Genomic DNA, 18,582 nt, shown 5'->3' on the forward strand with positions numbered 1-18,582 from the left:
GTGCTGTCGATCCCCGTCACATCACGGCCCCGATCTGCCAGGGGACGAACTCGTAGTCCCCGAGGCCCTGTGCTTCGGACTTGGATTGCTCTCCGCTCGCAACCCGCAGGAAAAGCTCGTAGATTTCGCGGCCTTTCTCCTCGAGGCTGACACCCTCGCTGAGCATGGTGCCGGCGTTCACGTCCATGTCCTCGATCATGCCGCCATACATCTCGGAGTTGGTCGCGACCTTGATCGTGGGCGCGGGCTTCGAGCCGAAGGCGGAGCCGCGCCCGGTGGTGAAGCAGACGAGGTTGCAGCCGCCGGCGATCTGGCCGGTGACCGAAGCCGGGTCGTAGCCGGGGGAGTCCATGAAGGTGAAGCCCTTGGCGCGCACGGGTTCGGCGTATTTGTAGACGCCGGTCAACGGCGTGGTGCCACCCTTCGCGGCCGCGCCGAGGGATTTCTCGAGGATCGTGGTCAGGCCGCCCTTCTTGTTGCCGGGCGAGGGGTTGTTGTCCATCGAGCCCTTGTTGCGGGCGGTGTAGTCCTCCCACCAGCGGATCAGGCCGACGAGGCGGTCGCCCACCTTGCGGTCGATGGCGCGCGCGGTCAGGAGGTGCTCGGCGCCGTAGATCTCGGGCGTCTCGGCGAGGACGCCGGTGCCGCCTTGGGCGACAAGGAGGTCGCAAGCGTAGCCGAGCGCGGGGTTGGCCGTTATGCCGGACCAGGCGTCGGAGCCGCCGCATTGAAGGGCGACCATCAATTCGGACGCCGGGCAGGGTTCGCGCTTCGCTTCGTTGGCGATGGGAAGCATCGAGCGGACCTTCTCGATCCCCAGTTCGATGGTCTTCCGAAGGCCCGCAACCCCTTGAATATTCATGGTCTGGAACGTCGGGCTTTGCTTCAGGCCATAGGCTTCCAGGAGCCAGTCGATCTGGTTCATCTCGCAGCCGAGGCCGACCATCAGAACACCCGCGTGGTTGGGGTGCCTGGCATAGCCCCACATGACGCGCTGAAGCGCCTCGAACCCGTCGCCGTCGCCCGCCATGCCGCAGCCGGTCCCGTGGACGAAGGCGACGACACCGTCGACATTGGGGTAGTCGGCCAGTTCCTCGGGGCCGAAGGCGTCGGCGATGCGGCGCGCGGCGGTGGCCGAGCAGTTCACGGACGTGACGACGGCGATGTAGTTGCGCGTGCCGACCGAGCCGTTTTCGCGGCGGTAGCCCATGAAGGTGTCGCGCCGTGTCTCGGGGACCATCTCGACGTTGCGGAGATTGGTCCCGAATTCATAGGCTTGCTCGGTGTTTCGGAACTCGGTGTTGTGGGTGTGGACATGGTCGCCAGCCGCGATGTCCGTCGCGGCATAGCCGATGAGTTGGGCGTACTTGCGGATCGGTCCGCCCTGCGGGATCGCCTCGGTCGCGATCTTGTGGCCCGAGGGGATCAGGGAGGTGGTGGCGACGGCCTCGACCGCCGCGCCGGCCTCGAGCGCGCGGGTGGCGGTGACGACGTTGTCGGACGGGTCGAGGCGAACGGTCGGTTTCATCGGGTTGCTCCGGGATGAATGGGGCGGGCGGGGGCCGGGGACGAGGGATCGCGCGGGGCGCCGCGAATCGACGTTAATCCTGTTGGAAAGCGGGCGAAAGGCGATGTCGGCATCGCGTCTGCAAAGTGTCGGCAAAGCGTAAGGCACGGGATCGGCCGGAGAGACGCGCGAACGGTGCGCGCGGTACCCGGCCGGGCCTGCGTATTTCGGGCAAGATGAAGCGACATGGGCTCAGGCGCAGACGGGGGCGTCGGCGCTCCAGCGGTGAAGGTCGATGTGCGGCGCGGCGGCGAGACGTGCGCGGGCGTCGTCCCACATGCGCTTCCATTCCCGCCAGTCGCGAAGCTCCGACGCGGGGGTCTGGCGCGAGCGTGCGACGAACTCGGGGAAGTGGCCGCGGCCCGTGGGATCGCCGGTCACGTTGTAGCGCAGGTCGAACGACCAGCGGATGCTGTCCGAGACGTTCGCGAGCGAGGCGTGCGGCGTCATCGGGTGGAAGATCACCGCGCCGCCCGCCTTGACCGGCAGCGGCACCGCGAGGTCGGTGTCGACGAAGCCCTTGGCGATGGAGGTCTGGCGCTGCGGGCAGTGCGGGAGGAGGTCGGCGCGTCCGGGGACGACCTGGAGGCAGCCATTCTCGACCGTGGCGTCGGTGACGGCGAGCCAGACGGTCACCATGCGGGTCTGGTCGGCCTCTTCCAGCGCCACGGCACGGTCCTGATGCCAGTCGGTGCCGCCGACGTGGGCGCGGATCTCGCCGGTCAGCAGCTTGCGCTCCGGCGGCTTGATGCGAACGTGCTGGATCGGGTTCGAGGTGAGCTCGGGCCCGATAAGATCCTCGACCATGTCGAGAAGGGCGGGCGCGGTGATCATGTCGAAGACCGCCGGTCCGATGTGCATTGGCGTGTCGGCCTCGATGCGGTCGCCAGGCAGCGAGATGTCCATCGGCTGGAACCAGTCGTGTCCGGCCTCGTAGGCGCTGACGACCTTCTCGGCGAAGTCGCCCTCGCGCGCCATGCCCCAGCCGTCCATCATGCGGTCGAGGAGGGCGTCGTATTCGGCGCGGACGGGGGCGAGGACGTCGTCTCCGAGGACGTTCTCGACCACGAGGTAGCCCTGGGTTTCGAAGAAGCGGAGCTGGTCGTCGGTCAGTCTCATGGTTGTCCCCAATCGAGCAGGATCTCGACAATCGGCGGCCAGAGGAGAAGGACCGTCAGGGCGAGAAGCTGGATGCAGATGAAGGGCAGGAAGCCCTTGAAGATGTCGGTGAGCGAGATGTGCGGCGGCGCCACCGACTTCAGATAGAAGGCGGCGGGGCCGAAGGGCGGCGACAGGAAGCTGACCTGCATGTTCATGCAGAACAGGACCCCGAACCAGACCGAGAGATACTTGGGCTGGAGCTCTCCGAAGTAGCCGATCTCCTCGATGGGCAGGCGCTGCACGATCGGCAGGAACACCGGGATGATGAGGAGCACGATGCCGACCCAGTCCATGAAGGCGCCCATAAAGAGGAGGATGACCATCATGGTCAGGAGGATCAGCATGGTCGGCATGTCGGAGCCGACGATCAGGTCCGCCACGAACTGCGGACCGCCCGCGATGGTATAGGCGCCGGCGAGAGCGGCGGCGCCGATGGTCACCCAGATGATCGTGCCGGTGGAGCGGAGCGTTCTGAGGAGGCTGTCCCAGAGGCCGTCGCGTACGGCGGGGATGCGCAGGGTCAGGAGGATGACAAGGAAGAAGGTGCCTGCGACCTGAAGCTTGACCAGCCACTCTCGGTCGCCGGCGACCACGAAATGCGGCAGGACGATGAGAAGCGCCACGAAGGCGATGATCGGGATCAGCGCGCCCTGGACGGTGCCGACCCAGCCGGAGAAGGTCTTCTGGTAGAGCGTCATCAGGATGAAGACCGCCAGAGCGCCCATGCCTGCCGCCTCGGTGATGCCGGTGATGCCGCCGTAAATCGAGCCGAGGACGACGCCGATGACCACGATCGGCGGCACGAGGCCCTTGCCCATGAGCCAGCCGCGCGCCGTCTTCTCGCGCCCGAAGACGAAGAGGATCAGCGCCATGGCCACGAGGAAGATGCCGCCGAGCCAGGGCAGGTGGGCGGCCGTGCCGAGGGCGATGTCGTCGACGCCTTCGCGCGACACGTTCTGGCCCGCGAGCGTGAAGAAGGCGGCACGCAGGAACATCATCAGCGTGAAGCCTGCGGTCAGGATCGACAGGAAGGCGGCGAAGAGCGCCAGCTTCTCGGTCCCCGCGGGCTGGGCGTTCAGGGCGGCGAGGTCGGCTTCGAGCCTGGCGCGCTTCGAGGCCGAGAGATTCGGCGTCGAGAGATCCGAGGTCAGCTTCTCGATCGGCAGCGGGGCAAGGGAGGGGTTAAGCTGGGTGCGGACGATGATGTAGATGATGATCATCGAGGCCAGCATGAAGCCGGGCAGGAAGGCCGCCGTGAAGAGCGCCTTGATCGAGGTTTCGGTGATGAGGCCGTAGATGATGAGGACGATGGACGGCGGGATCATCGTGCCGAGCGACCCGCTCGCGCAGATCGTGCCGATGGCGAGGTTCTGGTTGTAGCCGAGGCGCAGCATTTGCGGCAGCGCGATCAGGCCGAGAAGCACGACCTCGCCGCCGATGATGCCGGACATGGCCGCCATGATGACCGCCATGAGCGAGGTGACGATGGCGATGCCGCCGCGCGTCCGGTTCAGCCAGACGTTCAGCGAGTTGTACATGTCCTTGGCGATGCCCGACCTTTCGAGGAGGGCGGCCATGAAGATGAAGAGCGGTATCGAGATCAGCACGTAATCGGTCAGAAGGCCGTAGATCTTCTGCGCGAGGATGTTGAGCGGTCCGGTGCCGGGTTTCGCCGTCAGGAGGCCGTCGCCGAAGGTCCATGGTTGGAGAAGAAGGGCCGGCTCGAACTTCATCACGAGGACGAGGACGGCGAGGATCGCCGAGGCGAGGCCGAGCGGCATCCCGATGGCGAGGAGCGCCACGAGGCCCAGCATGAGCACCAGAGAGATCGTTCCGACGTCCATCAGCGGGTGTCCCTCTCCTGCGCGGCGCTGCGCGTGACGTCCAGATCGGCGGTGCCGTCGTCGCCGACGGCGGCGCGCAGACGCTCGAGTTCGCCCTCGTCGATGTCGTCGGCGGCGGTGTGGATCACGGGTTCCTCGTTCCAGTCGGCGAAGAGGTTCACCACGGCCTGAAGCGCCACCAGCGTCACGACGAGAAGGACCATGATCTTGAGCGTGGCGGGAATCGGCGGGTCGAAGGCGGTGCCGAAGGTCTCCCACCTCATGAATTTCTGGAAGGCCTCGCCGTAGGCTCCGTAGATCAGGAAGAAGGCGAAGAGCACGATCAAACCGGTCGAGATGACGTCGAAGAGGCGTTGCAGCCAGCGCGGGCAGATGTCGTAGAGCAGGAAGATGCGGATGTGGCCGCGCTGCTGCATCGAGTAGAGGCCGGCGAGCAGGAAGACGAATCCGGCGAGCCAGAGCGACAGCTCATTGGCCCAGAGCGTCGGGCGCTCGAAGACATAGCGCATCATGACCTCGAAGATCATCACCGAGGTGAGGATCAGGATGAGGATCATCGTGATGCGGCCGAGAAAGACCGAGATCCGGTCGAAGCCGTTCCAGTGCTCGTATTCCATCGACGCCCGGCGGACGGTCATCACGCCGAGGATGAACAGGAGAGGGCAGAGGATCAGCGCGGCATAGTCGACGATGTCGGCGAAGGCGAAGATCGGCGAAAGGTTCGGGGTAACATCGGTCCGGGCAAGCTGCGCAGCGAGTTGGCCGTTCTCGGGCCCGAAATCGAGGATGTAGGCAGGCGCGTGCCAGACGAGCCAGCCCGAGACGATGCAGAAGGCCAGCGGCGCAAGCCACTCGACCAAGGTTCCCTGTTTTTCGTGCATGTCGCCCCTCGGTTCCCCCGACCCGTTCCGGGCCGTCTTCAGAAGCGGTCTGCCGGCGGAGCGCACGAGGCGGCTCCGCCGGCGGGGTCGGCTTACTGGTCCGAGACGAGTCCCAGGACTTTCAGGTAGGCGAGGTGGCTGTCGACCAGAGCCTTGGCTTCCGGCGTGGTCGCGAACTCGGGCCATGTGTCCTGCGCGGCCTTGCGGAAGGCGGCACGGTCTTCTTCGGCCCAGTTGTGGATGGTCACGCCGCCTTCGGCGAGGGCCACGGCGGCCTCGGCGTTGGCCTTGTCACCTTCGAGAGCCTGGCGAAGTCCCAGCTTCTCCATCGCGACTTCCATGATCCGCTTGTGGTGCTCGGGCATGGCGTCCCAGACGGACTTGTTGCAGGCGAGGTGGTCCGACGGCATCGAGTGGAAGCCGGGGTAGGTCGCGTGCTTGGCGATGTCGTAGAGACCCATCGACTGGTTGTTGGCGAGGATCGAGGCGTCGGCGCCTTCGATGATGCCGGTTTCCAGCGCGGTAAAGACCTCGGTGAAGTCCATCACGATCGGCGATGCGCCGAGCTTTTCGAAGATCTTGGTTTCCATGCCCGGAGGCGAGCGGAACTTCCAGTCCTTGAAGTCCGCGGCGGTCTGGACCGGCTTGGTGGAGGCGAGCGCCTCCTGGCCGACGACCCACCAGCCGACGAGCTGCATGCCGTACTGGTTGTAGAGAGCCTGGGCGTCTTCCTTGCCGCCGCCGATCAGGAGCCACGAGAGCTGCTGATAGGGCGTGTCGTAGCCGCCCATGATGTCGCCCACGAACTGGAACGCGGGGTTCTTGCCGGTCTGGTAGGCGCCGCCCGTCATGTCGCAGTCGAGGATGCCGGTGGCGGCCGCGTCGAAGGTCTCGACCGACTTCACGACGGCGGACGAATAGAACATCTCGACCTGGATCTCGCCGTTCGACATCGTCTGGATGTCGTCGATGAACATCGCCGCATTCTTCCCCGAAAGCGATTCGGGCGCGTAGTGCGTCTGGATGCGGAGCGTGGTCTGCGCCAGTGCCGAGGTTCCGGCAAGCATGGCGACGGTGCCTGCGGCGAATGCCGCATACTTCACGAACTTCATGAATTCCTCCCGTTTCATTTTTGCGCCCTTTCGGACGTCGTCATCGCAGCGTCACGGTAGCAATTCGACCCCCCGCTGCCAACGCGAAATTGAAAAAGCGCGGAATTTCGAAATTTTTGACAGGATGCGGGATTTCGGTAAACCTGCGCGGAGGAGGCCGTCATGCGCGTCGACACGCCCGACATCTACGAGGACCTCAAGCGGCGGCTGATGAACGCCACGCTGCGGCCGGGACACAAGCTGAAGCCGTCCGATCTTCAGGGCGACTATGGCTGTTCGGCCAACACCGTCCGCGAGGTGCTGCATCGGCTGGTGACGATCGGGCTGGTCGAGTTCGAGGCGCAGCGCGGCTTTCGCGTCCGGGCCGTGGACCAGTCGATCTTCAACGACGTGACGCGGTTCCGCATCCTTCTGGAGCAGGAGGGAGCGGAGCGGTCGATGGAGAAGGGCGGCGTCGCCTGGGAGATGCACCTCAACGCCGCGCATCACGCGCTGGTCCATATCCAGACGCGGATCCTGAAGGCGGGCGACATGGAACCCTTCCGCGCCTTGTGGTCCGAGGCCGAGCGGCATTTCCACGAGACGCTGATCTCGGCCTGCGGCTCGGCGCTGATCCGGCGCACGCATGCCAACATCTACCTCCAGTTCCGGCAGCAGATGATGACCCTGACCGAGGAATTCGGCGGGGCCTACTTCGGCATGATCGCCGCCGAGCACCAGCAGATCCTCGACGCAGCACTTGCCCGCGACGCGGCGGGCTGCGCGCGGGCCATCGAGCAGCACCTGCGGCGGAACATCCGCGAGGCCGCCTGAGGCTCAGGCCTTCGGCATGTCCTCGTCCATGTAGGTGCGGATGATCTCGTGGAAGTTCGACTCAGCGGTGAACCCGAAGTCGCGCGCCCGCTGCGGGTCGAAGTCGCGCGGCCAGCCCGAGACGATGCGCATGATCGTCTCGTCGGGCCGGGGCTTGATGCGGGCCACGACCTCGTCGCCGGCGATCTCGCGCAGGGCCTCGATCTGCTCGGCCACCGTGCAGGAGACGCCCGGCATGTTGAGCGCGCGGCGCGTCCCGAGGAGATCGGTGTCGAGGGTCGCGGCGTGGCGCAGGAAGCCGGCCGCCGAACGGGGCGAGGCGTGCCAGTGCCGGACGCTGTCGGGGACGGGCAGGATCGCCTCCTTGCCGTTCAGGGGCTCGCGGATGATGCCCGAGAAGAACGACGAGGCGGCGAGGTTGGCCTTGCCCGGCCGGACGCAGATTGTGGGCAGGCGGATCGCCATGCCGTCGAAGAAGCCCTTGCGGATGAAGTCGGTCAGCAGCAGTTCCGAGATCGCCTTCTGCGTGCCGTAGCTGGTCTGCGGCGCCGACAGGAATTCGTCGCCGATCTTGTCGGGGAAGGGCGGGCCGAAGACGGCGATGGAGGAGGTGAAGATGATCCGCGGCTTGTAGGCGCCCTTGGATGCCTGAACCTCGGCCCGGAAGGCTTCGAGGAAGTCGCGGAAGGCCGTCATGTTGACGGTCCAGCCGAGGTCGAAGTTCGATTCGGCCTCGCCCGAGACGATGGAGGCGAGGTGATAGACGAGGTCCGGCCGCCCTGCCGCCAGGCGGCGGATGGCGCCCGGATCGGTGACGTTGCCGGGAATCTTCTGCGCAGCCGACGCGCCGCCGTGTCCCGGAAAGGCCATGTCGAAGAGGGTGACTTCGTCGCCCCGGCTCAGCGGGTCCTTCGCGAGCGAGGCCGCGAGCTTCTGCCCGACCATGCCGCCGCCGCCGATGATGAGGATTTTCATGCCGCGCCTCCCGTTTGCGTTGTCTCAGGTGTGGGGCCGGGGGGCTTGGGCGTCAAGACGAGGACCGGCTTCACTGCGGATCGCCGCCAGCGGCGGCGACGCGGGTGGGGGCTCTGCCCCCACGCCCCCGGGATATTTGACGACCAGTGAAACCCCGGGGTCAGATCGAGGCGGTGATGCCGCCGTCGACGTAGAGCGTCTGGCCGTTCACGAAGCTGGCCGCATCGGACAGGAGGAAGACCGCAGCGCCCTTCAGTTCGCCCACGTCGCCCCACCGCCCGGCGGGGGTACGCTTTTCGAGCCAGGCCGAGAAGTCGGCGTCGGCGACGAGCGCGGCGTTGAGCGGCGTCTTGAAGTAGCCGGGTGCAAGGGCGTTGACCTGGAGCCCGTGCCGCGCCCAGTCGGTGGCCATGCCCTTCGTGAGATTGCGGACCGCCCCCTTCGTCGCCGTGTAGGGCGCGATCGAGGGGCGGGCGAGTTCGGACTGGACCGAAGCGATGTTGACGATGCGGCCGCGCTTGCGGGCGATCATGCCGCGCGCCACCGCCTGGCCGACGAGGAACACGCTGCGGACGTTGGTGGCGAAGAGCTGTTCCCACTTGTCGAGAGGGTAGTCCTCGAGCGGCGCGCGGAACTGCATCCCGGCGTTGTTGACGAGGCCGTCGAGAGGGCCGTCGGCCTCGATGCGCGCCACGGACTCGGCCACGGCGGCGGCGTCGGTCACGTCGAAGGCGGCGGTCGAAACGGTGCGGCCTTGAGCGCGCAGTTCGTCTGCGGCGGCGTCGAGGGTGTCGGTGCTTCGCGCGTTCAGCACGACATGCGCGCCGTGCTCGGCCAGGCCCTCGGCCAGGGCGCGCCCGATGCCCTTCGAAGCCCCGGTGACGAGGATGCGGCGGCCGGTCAGATCGAAGAGCGGTGAGGTCATTGCCTGTCTCCCTGTTCGCGGCGACACTAGAATTCCGGGGTGGCTTCCACTAGGGCAATTCGAAACAAGTCGACGCAGGGGGGACGCGGCATGGCCGGAAGACTTCAAGGAAAACGGGCTCTTCTGACGGCCTCGGGGCAGGGAATCGGTCGCGCGACGGCGCTGGCCTTCGCCGCCGAAGGGGCGGAGGTCTTTGCCAGCGACGTGAACGAGGCGGCTCTCGGCACGTTGAAGGACGAGGCGGAGGGTGCCATCGAGACCTTCCGCATGGACGTGCGCGACGACGCCTCGGTCAAGGAGGCGGTGGCGCGGGCGCGGCCGGACATCCTCTTCAACTGCGCGGGCGTGGTCCACAACGGGACCATCCTCGAAGCGACGGACGAGGAATGGGATTTCGCCTTCGACCTCAACGTGCGCTCGATCTTCCGCACCACGCGGGCGGTGCTGCCGGGGATGCTGGAGCGGGGCGCGGGCGCCATCGTCAACATCGCCTCGGTGGCTTCGTCGATCACGGGAGTGCCGAACCGCTGCCTTTACGGCGCGTCGAAGGCGGCGATCCTGGGGCTGACCAAATCGGTCGCGCGGGACTTCGTGACGCAGGGCATCCGCTGCAACGCGATCTGCCCGGGCACCGTCGACAGCCCGTCGCTTCAGGACCGGCTGAGGGCCACAGGCGACTACGACGCGGCGCGCGCCGCCTTCATCCAGCGCCAGCCGATGCAGCGCATCGGCAAGGCCGAGGAAATCGCGGCGCTGGCGGTCTATCTGGCCTCCGACGAGGCCGGGTTCACGACAGGGCAGGCGCTGGCGGTCGACGGCGGCTGGACGATCTGAAGAACGCGCCGCAAGGCATTGACGAACAGGAAGGAAAACACGCGATGAAACTGGTTCGCTACGGCAATCCCGGCGAAGAGAAGCCCGGTCTGATCGACGAGGGCGGCACGCTGCGCGACCTCTCGGCCCATGTCGACGACATCGGGGGGACGACGCTGTCGGATGAGGGTCTGGACCGTCTCCGCGCGCTCGATCCCTCGAGTCTGCCTGCGGTGTCTGGCACACCGCGCTTCGGTCCCTGCGTCGCGGGCATCGGCAAATACCTGTGTATCGGCCTGAACTACACCGACCATGCCGCCGAGACGGGCAACCCGATCCCCGAGCATCCGATCCTTTTCATGAAGGCGACCTCGGCGGTCGTGGGGCCGGACGACGACATCGTGATGCCGCGCGGCTCGACGCATACCGACTGGGAGGTCGAACTGGGCGTCGTGATCGGCAAGACCGCGAAATACGTCAGCGTCGAGGACGCGATGGAGTACGTCGCGGGCTTCTGCGTCATCAACGACGTGTCCGAGCGGCATTTCCAGATGCACCTGTCCGGCCAGTGGACCAAGGGCAAGTCCTGCGACACCTTCGGGCCGACCGGGCCCTGGCTCGTCACCCGCGACGAGGTCGCGGACGTGCAGGAGTTGGACATGTGGCTCGACGTCAACGGCAAGCGGATGCAGACCGGGAACACGCGGACGATGATCTTCGGCGTGGCCGAGATCGTCTCGCACCTGTCACAGCTTGGCTCTCTCCATCCGGGCGACGTGATCTCGACCGGGACGCCTCCGGGCGTGGGCCTCGGGATGAAACCGCCGGTCTACCTGAAGGCGGGGGACGAGGTGGAGCTGTCGATCCAGGGTCTCGGCACCCAGAAGCAGAGGGTGCGCGAAGATGTCTGATCGTCCGAAGGTTCTCCAGATCGGCAAGCTTCTCGACTTCATGGATGGTCGCCTCGCGGATGGATTCGAGGTGATGCATCTGCCCGAGAGCGGGCAGGCAGACTTCCTGGCGCAGCATGGCGCGGGCATCGAGGCGGTCGTCACGACGAAGGGTGTGGCGCCCGAGGTCATGGCCGGGCTGCCGGACCTGAAGGTCATCTCGAGCTTCGGCGTGGGCTACGATGGCATCGACGCCGAGGCGGCCGCCAAGCGCGGCATCCTCGTGGCGAACACCCCCGACGTCCTGAACGACGAGGTGGCAGACACGGCTGTCCTTCTGTGGCTGATGGTCAGCCGCCGCGCGGTTCCCGCTGAACGCTGGGCGCGGTCCGGCGATTGGGAGGCCAAGGGCGCCTTCCCGCTGACCCGCAGCGTGCGCGGACGGACGGTGGGCATCGTGGGGCTGGGGCGGATCGGGACGACCATCGCCGAGCAGGTCGGGATGTTCGACGCCGAGGTGGTCTATCACTCTCGCAGCAAGAAGGACGCGCCCTATCGCTATTATCCCGACCTCGTCGAGATGGCGCGGGATGCGGACGTTCTGATCGTCATCACGCCGGGGGGCGACGAGACGAAGCACCTGATCGGCAAGGAGGTACTGGAGGCGCTTGGGCCCGAGGGCACGCTCATCAACGTGGCGCGGGGATCGGTCGTCGACGAGGCGGCGCTGGTTGCAGCCTTGCAGGCGGGCAAGCTGGGCGCGGCGGGGCTCGACGTCTTCGAGGAGGAGCCGCGGATCCCGCAGGCGCTGAAGACGATGGACAACGTCGTTCTTCTGCCGCACGTCGGAAGCGCCACGGTCGAGACGCGGGCGGCCATGGGCAACCTCGTCTGCGACAACCTGGACGACTGGCGCACGACGGGGCGGGTGCGCACGCCCGTGGTCGAGTGCAAGTCCCTAAACGGCTGAGGTCGGCATGGCTCCCAAGTTCGGCACGAGCGGTCTGCGCGGCCTCGCGACGGAGCTGACCGACGACCTTGTGGCCCGCTATGCGGCGGCCTTCGTTGCGCAGCACGACCACAACGGGACGCTGTACGTGGGCCGGGACCGACGCGAGAGTTCGCCCCGGATCGCGCTTGCGGTGGCACGGGGGGCGGCGGCCGAGGGGCTGCGGGTCATCGACTGCGGCGTTCTTCCGACCCCGGCTCTGGCGGGGGCGGCTCTGGAGGCGGGCACGCTGTCGATCATGGTTACCGGGAGCCATATCCCGGGGGATCGGAACGGGCTGAAGTTCTATACCTCGCGGGGCGAATTCACCAAGGCGGACGAGGCTCCGCTGGCGGCGGCCGTCGCGGCGCGGCGGAGCGTCGAGGGGGGCGAGGCGGAGGTCGAAGTGACCGATGCGCCGCGCAAGGCCTATGTCGCACGTTATGTCTCGGGACTGCCGCACGGCGTGCTGGCGGGGCGGAGGGTCGGCGTCTGGGTCCATTCCTCGACTGCGTCGGAGGTGCTGCCGGACATTCTCGAGGGGCTCGGGGCCGCCGTCGTCAGCCTCGGCGCGTCGGAGACCTTCGTGCCGGTCGATACCGAGGCGGTGGACGCGGAGACGCGGTCGCGGCTGGCGGGATGGGTCGCGGAGCATGGGCTGGACGCCGTGGTCTCGACCGACGGTGACGCGGACCGGCCTCTCTTCGTCGACGACCGGGGGCGGATCGTGCCGGGCGACATCCTGGGGCCGATAGCTGCGCGCTGGTGCGGAGCGGACGAGGTGGTGACGACCGTGTCCGCCAATTCGATGGTCGATCTCATGGGCGCCTTTCATCGGATCCAGCGAACAAAGATCGGCTCGCCCCACGTCATCGCGGCGATGGAAGCGCGGATGGCGGCGCACGCGCATCGGGTCGCGGGGTACGAGCCGAACGGGGGGTTCCTGCTCGGGTGGGACGTGGGGCGGTCGGGCATATCGCTGCCCTCGCTGATGACGCGCGACGCGGTGCTGCCGATCGTGGCGACGCTGGCGGCGGCGGCGCAGGAGAAGCGTTCGGTCAGCGAGCTGATTGCCGACCTGCCTGCGCGGCGGACGGCGACGGACCGATTGCAGGACGTGGACCCCGAGGTGTCGCGGGGCATCGTGGAGGCGTTGCTGGGCGGCGACCTGTCGGTGCTGCCGGGCGGGCTGGGCGCGCCGGTCTCGACCGACACGACGGACGGCGCACGGCTGACCTTCGCGGACGGGCGCGTGGTCCACATCCGGCCTTCGGGGAACGCGCCCGAATTGCGCGCCTACGTCGAAGCGGACAGCGATGAGGCGGCGGGCGATGTTCTGGCCTCGGTGCTGGAGGCGCTGCAGACGCGGGTCTGAGACGAGGGACGCGCTGCCCCTCGCGCTCCCCGGAGTATTTTCAGACAGAAGAAGCTCTGGCGCGGTTATAGAGCGGCGCCATGAGGTAGGGTGTGAGGTACATCGGCACCTGGTAGCAGCCGATGAAGATCAAAAGCGGCGCGGTCGTCTCGGGTGGGAGCGCCACGAGGAAGAGCGCGATGTTGCGGTTGCCGGCCACGAGGCTTTCGCCCGGTTTGAGGCCAAGCGCCCAAGCCGCGACCTGGAGGCCGAGGTTGGCGGCGGTGGCGATGGCGAGCCAGCCGAGAACCCGCGCGGGCGTGTCGAGAAGGGCCGGGCCGAGGGCGGACATGAGCCCCACGACGAGGACGGCGAGGGCGATGGCGCTGAGACCGTCGAGGGCGCGGATCCTGTCGGGCGCGAGCGGCGGCAGGAGCGCGCGGAGGGCGAAGCCCGCCCCGGTCGCGCCGAAGATCACGACGAGAAGGCGAAGGGCGGCGGCGATGACCTCGGAAGGGTCTCCGAGCGTGGGGAGGCCCCAGAGGATCGGGAGCGCCGTGAGGGGGAAGAGCGCCGTGCCGAGGGCGAGGAGCCGCATCGGGGGGGCAGGGTCGTAGCCCATGAGGGCCGAAAAGTTCGGGCTGCCGGTGATGGACGGCGCCGTCAGCATCAGGATCAGGCCGAGCGCGAGGGGCCGGTCCGCGACGCCGAGGGCGGTGGCGAGGCCGAGGGCGGTGAGCGGCAGGACGAGCTGGAAGACAGCCGAGAGGGCGAGCGTCCGGCGGATGTCGCCCAAGTTGCCGAGGGCGGCGCGCGGCCCGATGCGGAGCGCGGCGAGGAAGAGGATGCCGCCGACGAGGGCAGGAAGAACGTCACGCACCTCGCTCGCCAGAGCGGGGAGCGTCAGCCCGGCAAGGAGGCCGGCCACCAGCAGGAGACGGCCGTGCCGGGCCGCCAGATGCAAGGGTACGAGGATCACCCCCCGGGCCGCTGGCGTATGTTCTCGGGCAGCCAGGTGGCCAGTTCGGGGAAGGCGATGAGGATGAAGACCATCAGCACCATGATGAAGAACATCGGGATTGCGGCGCGGGCGATGAAGCTCATCTCGTGGCCGGTCATGCCTTGCAGGACGAAGAGGTTGAAACCGATGGGCGGCGTGATCTGCGCCATCTCGACCACCACGACGATGAAGATGCCGAACCACACGATGTCGATGCCGGCCTCGCGGATCATCGGTTCCACGACGGCCATCGTCAGGACCACGGACGAGATGCCATCGAGGAAGCAGCCGAGGACGATGTAGAAGACGAGGAGCGCCATCAGGAGCTGGAAGCGCGTCAGCTCCCACGAGCCGATCAGGTCCGCGAGGCCGCGCGGCAGGCCGGTGAAGCCCATCGACAGCGACAGGAAGGCCGCCCCCGCGAGGATCAGCGCGATCATGGCCGAGGTGCGGGTGGCGCCCATGAGGCTTTCGGTGAAGGTGCTCCAGGTCAGCGAGCCCTGCGTCGCGGCGAGAACGAGCGAGCCGATGACGCCGAAGGCCGCTGCCTCGGTCGCGGTGGCGAAGCCCATGTACATCGAGCCGATGACGACGACGATCAGGCAGACCACCGGGATCAGGAAGCGCGAGTTCCGGACCTTGGCCATGAAGCTCATGTAGGGCTCGGGCTTCGGGTTGAAGTTGGACGAGAGCGACGAGGCGACGGCGACGTAGACCATGAACATGAGCGCCAGGACGAGGCCCGGAAAGACACCCGCCATGAAGAGCTTCGAGATCGATTCCCGCACCGTCACGCCATAGACGATCAGCGTGAGCGACGGCGGGATCATCAGGCCGAGCGTCGCCGCGCCCGCCAGCGTGCCGATGATCATGCGCTCGGGGTATTCGCGGGCGCGAAGCTCGGGGATGGACATCTTGCCGACGGTGGTCAGCGTCGCGGCCGACGAGCCCGAGACGGCGGCGAAGACGGTGCAGCCGACGATGTTGGTGTGGACGAGGCCTCCGGGGAGGCGAGCCATCCAGGGGCTGAGGCCGCGGAACATGTCCTCGGACAACCTTGTCCGGTAGAGAATTTCACCCATCCAGATGAAGAGCGGCAGCGCGGTCAGAGTCCAGGATGACGAGGCCGTCCAGATGATGGTCGCCATCGCGTCGCCGACGGGACGCGAAGTGAAAAGCTCCATGCCTACCCAGGCGACGCCGAGAAGGGCGAGACCGACCCAGACGCCGGAGCCGAGGAGGAGGAAGAGGACGAAGAGGAAGATGCCGATGGCGTAGAGGTCGCTCATTCGGTCGATCCTTCTCCGGCGAGTTCGGCGGCGATACCGTGGTCACCCGCGAAGATGATGCGCAGGAGGTGGTCGGTCAGCGCGATGGCGAAGACGACCGCGCCGAGCGCCATGGCGGATTGCGGGATCCACAGGGGTGTCGCGTCCTGGCCCTGGCTCACGTCGCCAAGCTGGTGCGACCACAGGACGAGGTTGACGGCGTAGCGGGCGAGAAACCAGGCCGCCGTCGCGCCGATGGCGAAGCACCAGAGCTCGAGCCAGCGACGGTAGCGTCCGACGGCGGTAAGGAGAAGCCCCACGCGAATGTGCGCGCCCCGGTTCAGTGCGTTCGCGAAGGCGAGAAACGAGGCCGAGGCCATGCAGTAACCGGCGTATGAGGCCGCGCCGGGGAAGGTGACGCCGGTCCAGCGCGCGACCATCTGGGCCACGATGATGAGGAGCATCGCGACGAGGAAAAGCGCAGCGAGGATCGCGCAGCCGAGGTAGAGCCCGTCGAGGGCGCGGCGGAGAGTTTTCATCCGGCGGTCTTCGCGATCAGGGACGCGCCATGCGTATTTGGGACGAGATGAAGCACGGGCGGACCCTCTCGAGGCGTGTGCTGCGGTGTTCCCGGGCCGGGACGTGCCGGCCCGGGAAAGTTGGCGATCAGTTCTTGAAGCCGTCGACGATGGACTGGCCCTGCTCGCCCGTGGCTTCGAGCCATTCGGTCGTCATGGTCTCGCCGAAGCCCATGAAGTCGGTACGGAGCTGGTCGCCCGGAGGCGCCACGGTCATGCCGCCCTCGGCCAGGCCGTCGAGGTAGAACTGGGTCAGTTCCTTCGACTTGGCGAGGCCGGTCTCGGCCGCGGTCGCGGCGCAGTCGGACATGGCGGTCTTGTTCTCTTCCGAGAGGCCGTTCCAGGCGTCGAGGTTGACGAAGATCGTGTTGCGCGGAAGCCAGGCGTCGACCTGATAGAAGTGGGTCAGGTGCTCCCACACCTTCTCGTCGTAGCCGGTCGAGCCGGAGGAGACGAAGCTTTCCGCGACACCCGTGGCCAGCGCCTGGCTGAGTTCGGCGGCCTCGATCTGGACGGGCTGCATCTTGGCGAGCTCGGCCAGCCGCGCGGTGGCGGCGTTGTAGGCGCGGAACTTCACGCCTTCGAGGTCGGCGGCGGAGTTGATCTCCTTCTTCGCATAGAGACCCTGCGGCGGCCACGGCACCGAGTAGAGGTAGTGCAGGTTCTGGCTGGCCAGAAGCTCCTCCAGTGCGGGTTGCGCGGCCTCGTTCAGCTTGACGCTGTCGTCGAAGGAGGTGGCGAGGAAGGGGATCGAGTCGTAGCCGAAGAGCGCGTTCTCGTTGGCGTGGGCCGACAGGAGACGCTCACCGATCAGGGCCTGTCCGGTCTGGACCGCGCGCTTGATGTCGCCGCCCGGGAAGAGCGAGCCGTTCGGGTGGGTCTGGATGTCGATCTCTCCGCTCGTCGCGTCGCGGACGCAGTCGGCGAAGCCCTGGGCGGTCTCGGTGTGGAAGTTGGTCGCGGGATAGGCCAGCGGCATGTCCCAGGTCTCGGCAAAGGCCGCGCCGGCTGTCAGTGCCGTCACCGCCGTCATTGTGGCGAATGTCTTCATCTTGGTGTCTCCCGGTTGGTTCTTGTTGGTTCAGGTGAAACGTGCAGGCGAATAGGGCGAAAGGTCAATGTTGGGCCGCCGTCCCGAGATCAGGCGGGACAGGATCTGCCCGGTTTTCGGGCCTCCGGTGAGGCCGACGTGGTCGTGTCCGAAGCCGAAGTAGGCGCCTTCGGTGCCGGGAACCTCGCCGATCAGCGGGATCGAGTCGGCGACCGAGGGGCGGTGGCCCATCCATTCGACGGTGCGCTTCCAGGTCAGGCCGGGCATGGCGGCGCGGATGTTCCTTTCCAGCAGGCGGAAGGGCGCGCGGGAGGCGGGCGCGTCGAGGCCGCCGAACTCGACGACGCCGGCAAGGCGGATGCGGCCCTCCATCGGGGTGGCGACGAACTTTCCGCTCGCGACCATCACGGGCGCGCGGGGCATCACCGAGGGCTCCCAGAGCTCGAGGTGATAGCCGCGCTCGCTTTCAAGGGGGACGGTGACGCCGAGTTTCTGCGCGAGGCCCTTGGACCATGCGCCAGCCGCCAGCACGACGGCGTCGCAGGGGATCGTTTCGCCGCTGACGCGGAGGCCTGCGACGCGGCCGTCTTCGCGGGCGACGTCGGTGGCGTCCCCGATGACGAGACGCGCGCCTTGGGCGACGGCGTGCTGTGCCAGGTCCTTTACGTAGCGGCCCGGGTCGGCGATCCGGCCGTGATCGCCGCAGCGTGCGGCAAGCTGGAAGCGCGGACCGAGGGCGGGGTCGTAGGCGCGAAGGGCGTCGCCTTCCAACACCTCCCATTCGATGCCGTGACGGCGGCGGATGTTCCAGCCGAAGGCGTCGCCCTCGTACATGGCGCGGGTGTCGTAGAGGAACACGTAGTCCGACGGGACGATCCAGCCTTCCGCTCCGGTGCCCTGCGCGAGCGCCTGGTGGTCGGCGAGGCTGTCCCCGATGATCGGGTGCAGTGCCGCCGCGCGGCGCTCGACGCCTGCGACGGTGCCGTTCGAGAGATAGCTGCGCAGCCAGGGTGCGAGGCGGGGCAGGTAGCCCCACTTCAGGAACAGAGGCTGATTGGGGTCGAGGAGCATCCGGGGCGCCTTGCGGAGAAGGCCCGGAACGGTGACGGGGATGATCGAGCAGGAGGCGAGGACGCCGCCGTTGCCGTGGCTCGCGCCCTCGGCGGGACCCTTGCGGTCGACGAGGATCACGTCGTGCCCGTCGCGGAGGCACCAGATCGCGGTCGAGACGCCGACGATGCCCGCGCCCACGATCGCGACGGTCCGCTTCTCCGACGGTGTGTTGCCCTGATTCATCTGTCCCCCGGCGGCGAGCCTGCCCCATCGCACGGGCCGCGACAATTCCTTTTAAGCGGGAAGGGC

The 18,582-nt window shown here is 67.5% G+C and carries 17 protein-coding genes; 5 read left to right on the forward strand and 12 right to left on the reverse strand.

Annotated elements, in window-relative coordinates; genetic code table 11:
* Nucleotides 1–16 precede the first annotated feature (16 nt).
* From EF888_RS07705 to EF888_RS07725, 5 genes are all read right to left on the reverse strand, one after another.
* Nucleotides 17–1,528 carry a UxaA family hydrolase gene (locus EF888_RS07705; RefSeq protein ID WP_109760048.1) on the reverse strand — a complete coding sequence of 504 codons (1,512 nt, stop codon included), beginning with the start codon at nucleotides 1,526–1,528 and terminating at the stop codon, nucleotides 17–19.
* 231 nt (nucleotides 1,529–1,759) lie between these two features.
* Entirely contained in the window at nucleotides 1,760–2,686 is a 927-nt protein-coding gene (locus tag EF888_RS07710) for a phytanoyl-CoA dioxygenase family protein (RefSeq protein WP_109760047.1), read from the reverse strand.
* Nucleotides 2,683–4,572 carry a TRAP transporter large permease gene (locus EF888_RS07715; RefSeq protein WP_109760046.1) on the reverse strand — a complete coding sequence of 630 codons (1,890 nt, stop codon included), beginning with the start codon at nucleotides 4,570–4,572 and terminating at the stop codon, nucleotides 2,683–2,685. Before EF888_RS07715 ends, EF888_RS07710 begins: the two co-directional genes overlap by 4 nt.
* The gene (locus EF888_RS07720; protein ID WP_109760130.1) at nucleotides 4,572–5,453 is read right to left on the reverse strand and encodes a TRAP transporter small permease subunit; all 882 of its coding nucleotides are present in this window, start codon (nucleotides 5,451–5,453) and stop codon (nucleotides 4,572–4,574) included. Before EF888_RS07720 ends, EF888_RS07715 begins: the two co-directional genes overlap by 1 nt.
* Before the next feature lie 92 nt (nucleotides 5,454–5,545).
* Nucleotides 5,546–6,565, reverse strand: a complete 1,020-nt coding sequence (locus EF888_RS07725; RefSeq protein ID WP_109760129.1) for a TRAP transporter substrate-binding protein — start codon at nucleotides 6,563–6,565, stop codon at nucleotides 5,546–5,548.
* A 162-nt stretch (nucleotides 6,566–6,727) separates the two neighbouring features.
* Here EF888_RS07725 and EF888_RS07730 point away from each other — a divergent pair, with 162 nt between their 5' ends.
* The gene (locus EF888_RS07730; protein ID WP_109760045.1) at nucleotides 6,728–7,378 is read left to right on the forward strand and encodes a GntR family transcriptional regulator; all 651 of its coding nucleotides are present in this window, start codon (nucleotides 6,728–6,730) and stop codon (nucleotides 7,376–7,378) included.
* A gap of 3 nt (nucleotides 7,379–7,381) precedes the next feature.
* Here EF888_RS07730 and denD read toward each other — a convergent pair whose 3' ends face one another.
* Complete coding sequence (gene denD / locus EF888_RS07735) at nucleotides 7,382–8,353, reverse strand: D-erythronate dehydrogenase (RefSeq protein ID WP_109760044.1); 972 nt, start codon at nucleotides 8,351–8,353, stop codon at nucleotides 7,382–7,384.
* Between the two features lie 160 nt (nucleotides 8,354–8,513).
* Nucleotides 8,514–9,278: an SDR family oxidoreductase gene (locus EF888_RS07740; RefSeq protein ID WP_109760043.1), complete on the reverse strand. Its 765-nt coding sequence runs from the start codon at nucleotides 9,276–9,278 to the stop codon at nucleotides 8,514–8,516.
* Between the two features lie 90 nt (nucleotides 9,279–9,368).
* Here EF888_RS07740 and EF888_RS07745 point away from each other — a divergent pair, with 90 nt between their 5' ends.
* From EF888_RS07745 to EF888_RS07760, 4 genes are read left to right on the forward strand one after another with little or no spacing between them, the layout of a single operon-like run.
* Nucleotides 9,369–10,112: an SDR family oxidoreductase gene (locus EF888_RS07745; RefSeq protein ID WP_109760042.1), complete on the forward strand. Its 744-nt coding sequence runs from the start codon at nucleotides 9,369–9,371 to the stop codon at nucleotides 10,110–10,112.
* 44 nt (nucleotides 10,113–10,156) lie between these two features.
* Complete coding sequence (locus EF888_RS07750; RefSeq protein WP_109760041.1) at nucleotides 10,157–11,002, forward strand: fumarylacetoacetate hydrolase family protein; 846 nt, start codon at nucleotides 10,157–10,159, stop codon at nucleotides 11,000–11,002.
* Complete coding sequence (locus tag EF888_RS07755; RefSeq protein WP_109760040.1) at nucleotides 10,995–11,951, forward strand: 2-hydroxyacid dehydrogenase; 957 nt, start codon at nucleotides 10,995–10,997, stop codon at nucleotides 11,949–11,951. Before EF888_RS07750 ends, EF888_RS07755 begins: the two co-directional genes overlap by 8 nt.
* A gap of 7 nt (nucleotides 11,952–11,958) precedes the next feature.
* Nucleotides 11,959–13,344 (forward strand): phosphohexomutase domain-containing protein, encoded by a 1,386-nt coding sequence (locus EF888_RS07760; RefSeq protein WP_109760039.1) that lies wholly within the window; start codon nucleotides 11,959–11,961, stop codon nucleotides 13,342–13,344.
* 40 nt (nucleotides 13,345–13,384) lie between these two features.
* Here the strand turns inward: EF888_RS07760 and EF888_RS07765 are convergent, their stop codons facing one another.
* The 5 genes from EF888_RS07765 to EF888_RS07785 all read right to left on the reverse strand — a co-directional run bounded on the left by EF888_RS07765 (nucleotide 13,385) and on the right by EF888_RS07785 (nucleotide 18,516).
* Nucleotides 13,385–14,302 carry a hypothetical protein gene (locus EF888_RS07765; RefSeq protein WP_338143056.1) on the reverse strand — a complete coding sequence of 306 codons (918 nt, stop codon included), beginning with the start codon at nucleotides 14,300–14,302 and terminating at the stop codon, nucleotides 13,385–13,387.
* Complete coding sequence (locus EF888_RS07770; protein WP_109760038.1) at nucleotides 14,299–15,612, reverse strand: TRAP transporter large permease; 1,314 nt, start codon at nucleotides 15,610–15,612, stop codon at nucleotides 14,299–14,301. The genes EF888_RS07765 and EF888_RS07770 overlap by 4 nt, the downstream gene beginning before the upstream one ends.
* On the reverse strand, nucleotides 15,609–16,130 hold the full coding sequence (locus EF888_RS07775; RefSeq protein ID WP_109760037.1) for a TRAP transporter small permease: 522 nt from the start codon (nucleotides 16,128–16,130) through the stop codon (nucleotides 15,609–15,611). The genes EF888_RS07770 and EF888_RS07775 overlap by 4 nt, the downstream gene beginning before the upstream one ends.
* 127 nt (nucleotides 16,131–16,257) lie before the next feature.
* Nucleotides 16,258–17,220 carry a TRAP transporter substrate-binding protein gene (locus EF888_RS07780; protein ID WP_109760036.1) on the reverse strand — a complete coding sequence of 321 codons (963 nt, stop codon included), beginning with the start codon at nucleotides 17,218–17,220 and terminating at the stop codon, nucleotides 16,258–16,260.
* Nucleotides 17,221–17,250: 30 nt separating this feature from the next.
* A complete protein-coding gene (locus EF888_RS07785) occupies nucleotides 17,251–18,516 on the reverse strand; it encodes an NAD(P)/FAD-dependent oxidoreductase (protein ID WP_109760035.1) in 1,266 nt (421 codons plus the stop codon).
* Between the last annotated feature and the right edge of the window lie 66 nt (nucleotides 18,517–18,582).

The sequence above is a fragment of the Silicimonas algicola genome (assembly GCF_003970735.1).
Taxonomy (GTDB): Bacteria; Pseudomonadota; Alphaproteobacteria; order Rhodobacterales; family Rhodobacteraceae; genus Silicimonas; species Silicimonas algicola.

Coding starts and splice junctions, on each gene's coding strand:
- EF888_RS07775 (WP_109760037.1), bottom strand. CDS start 16,130: ATGAAAACTCTCCGCCGCGCCCTCGACGGGCTCTACCTCGGCTGCGCG.
- EF888_RS07740 (WP_109760043.1), bottom strand. CDS start 9,278: ATGACCTCACCGCTCTTCGATCTGACCGGCCGCCGCATCCTCGTCACC.
- EF888_RS07785 (WP_109760035.1), bottom strand. CDS start 18,516: ATGAATCAGGGCAACACACCGTCGGAGAAGCGGACCGTCGCGATCGTG.
- EF888_RS07705 (WP_109760048.1), bottom strand. CDS start 1,528: ATGAAACCGACCGTTCGCCTCGACCCGTCCGACAACGTCGTCACCGCC.
- EF888_RS07755 (WP_109760040.1), top strand. CDS start 10,995: ATGTCTGATCGTCCGAAGGTTCTCCAGATCGGCAAGCTTCTCGACTTC.
- EF888_RS07725 (WP_109760129.1), bottom strand. CDS start 6,565: ATGAAGTTCGTGAAGTATGCGGCATTCGCCGCAGGCACCGTCGCCATG.
- EF888_RS07730 (WP_109760045.1), top strand. CDS start 6,728: ATGCGCGTCGACACGCCCGACATCTACGAGGACCTCAAGCGGCGGCTG.
- denD (WP_109760044.1), bottom strand. CDS start 8,353: ATGAAAATCCTCATCATCGGCGGCGGCGGCATGGTCGGGCAGAAGCTC.
- EF888_RS07750 (WP_109760041.1), top strand. CDS start 10,157: ATGAAACTGGTTCGCTACGGCAATCCCGGCGAAGAGAAGCCCGGTCTG.
- EF888_RS07720 (WP_109760130.1), bottom strand. CDS start 5,453: ATGCACGAAAAACAGGGAACCTTGGTCGAGTGGCTTGCGCCGCTGGCC.
- EF888_RS07715 (WP_109760046.1), bottom strand. CDS start 4,572: ATGGACGTCGGAACGATCTCTCTGGTGCTCATGCTGGGCCTCGTGGCG.
- EF888_RS07745 (WP_109760042.1), top strand. CDS start 9,369: ATGGCCGGAAGACTTCAAGGAAAACGGGCTCTTCTGACGGCCTCGGGG.
- EF888_RS07770 (WP_109760038.1), bottom strand. CDS start 15,612: ATGAGCGACCTCTACGCCATCGGCATCTTCCTCTTCGTCCTCTTCCTC.
- EF888_RS07760 (WP_109760039.1), top strand. CDS start 11,959: ATGGCTCCCAAGTTCGGCACGAGCGGTCTGCGCGGCCTCGCGACGGAG.
- EF888_RS07710 (WP_109760047.1), bottom strand. CDS start 2,686: ATGAGACTGACCGACGACCAGCTCCGCTTCTTCGAAACCCAGGGCTAC.
- EF888_RS07780 (WP_109760036.1), bottom strand. CDS start 17,220: ATGAAGACATTCGCCACAATGACGGCGGTGACGGCACTGACAGCCGGC.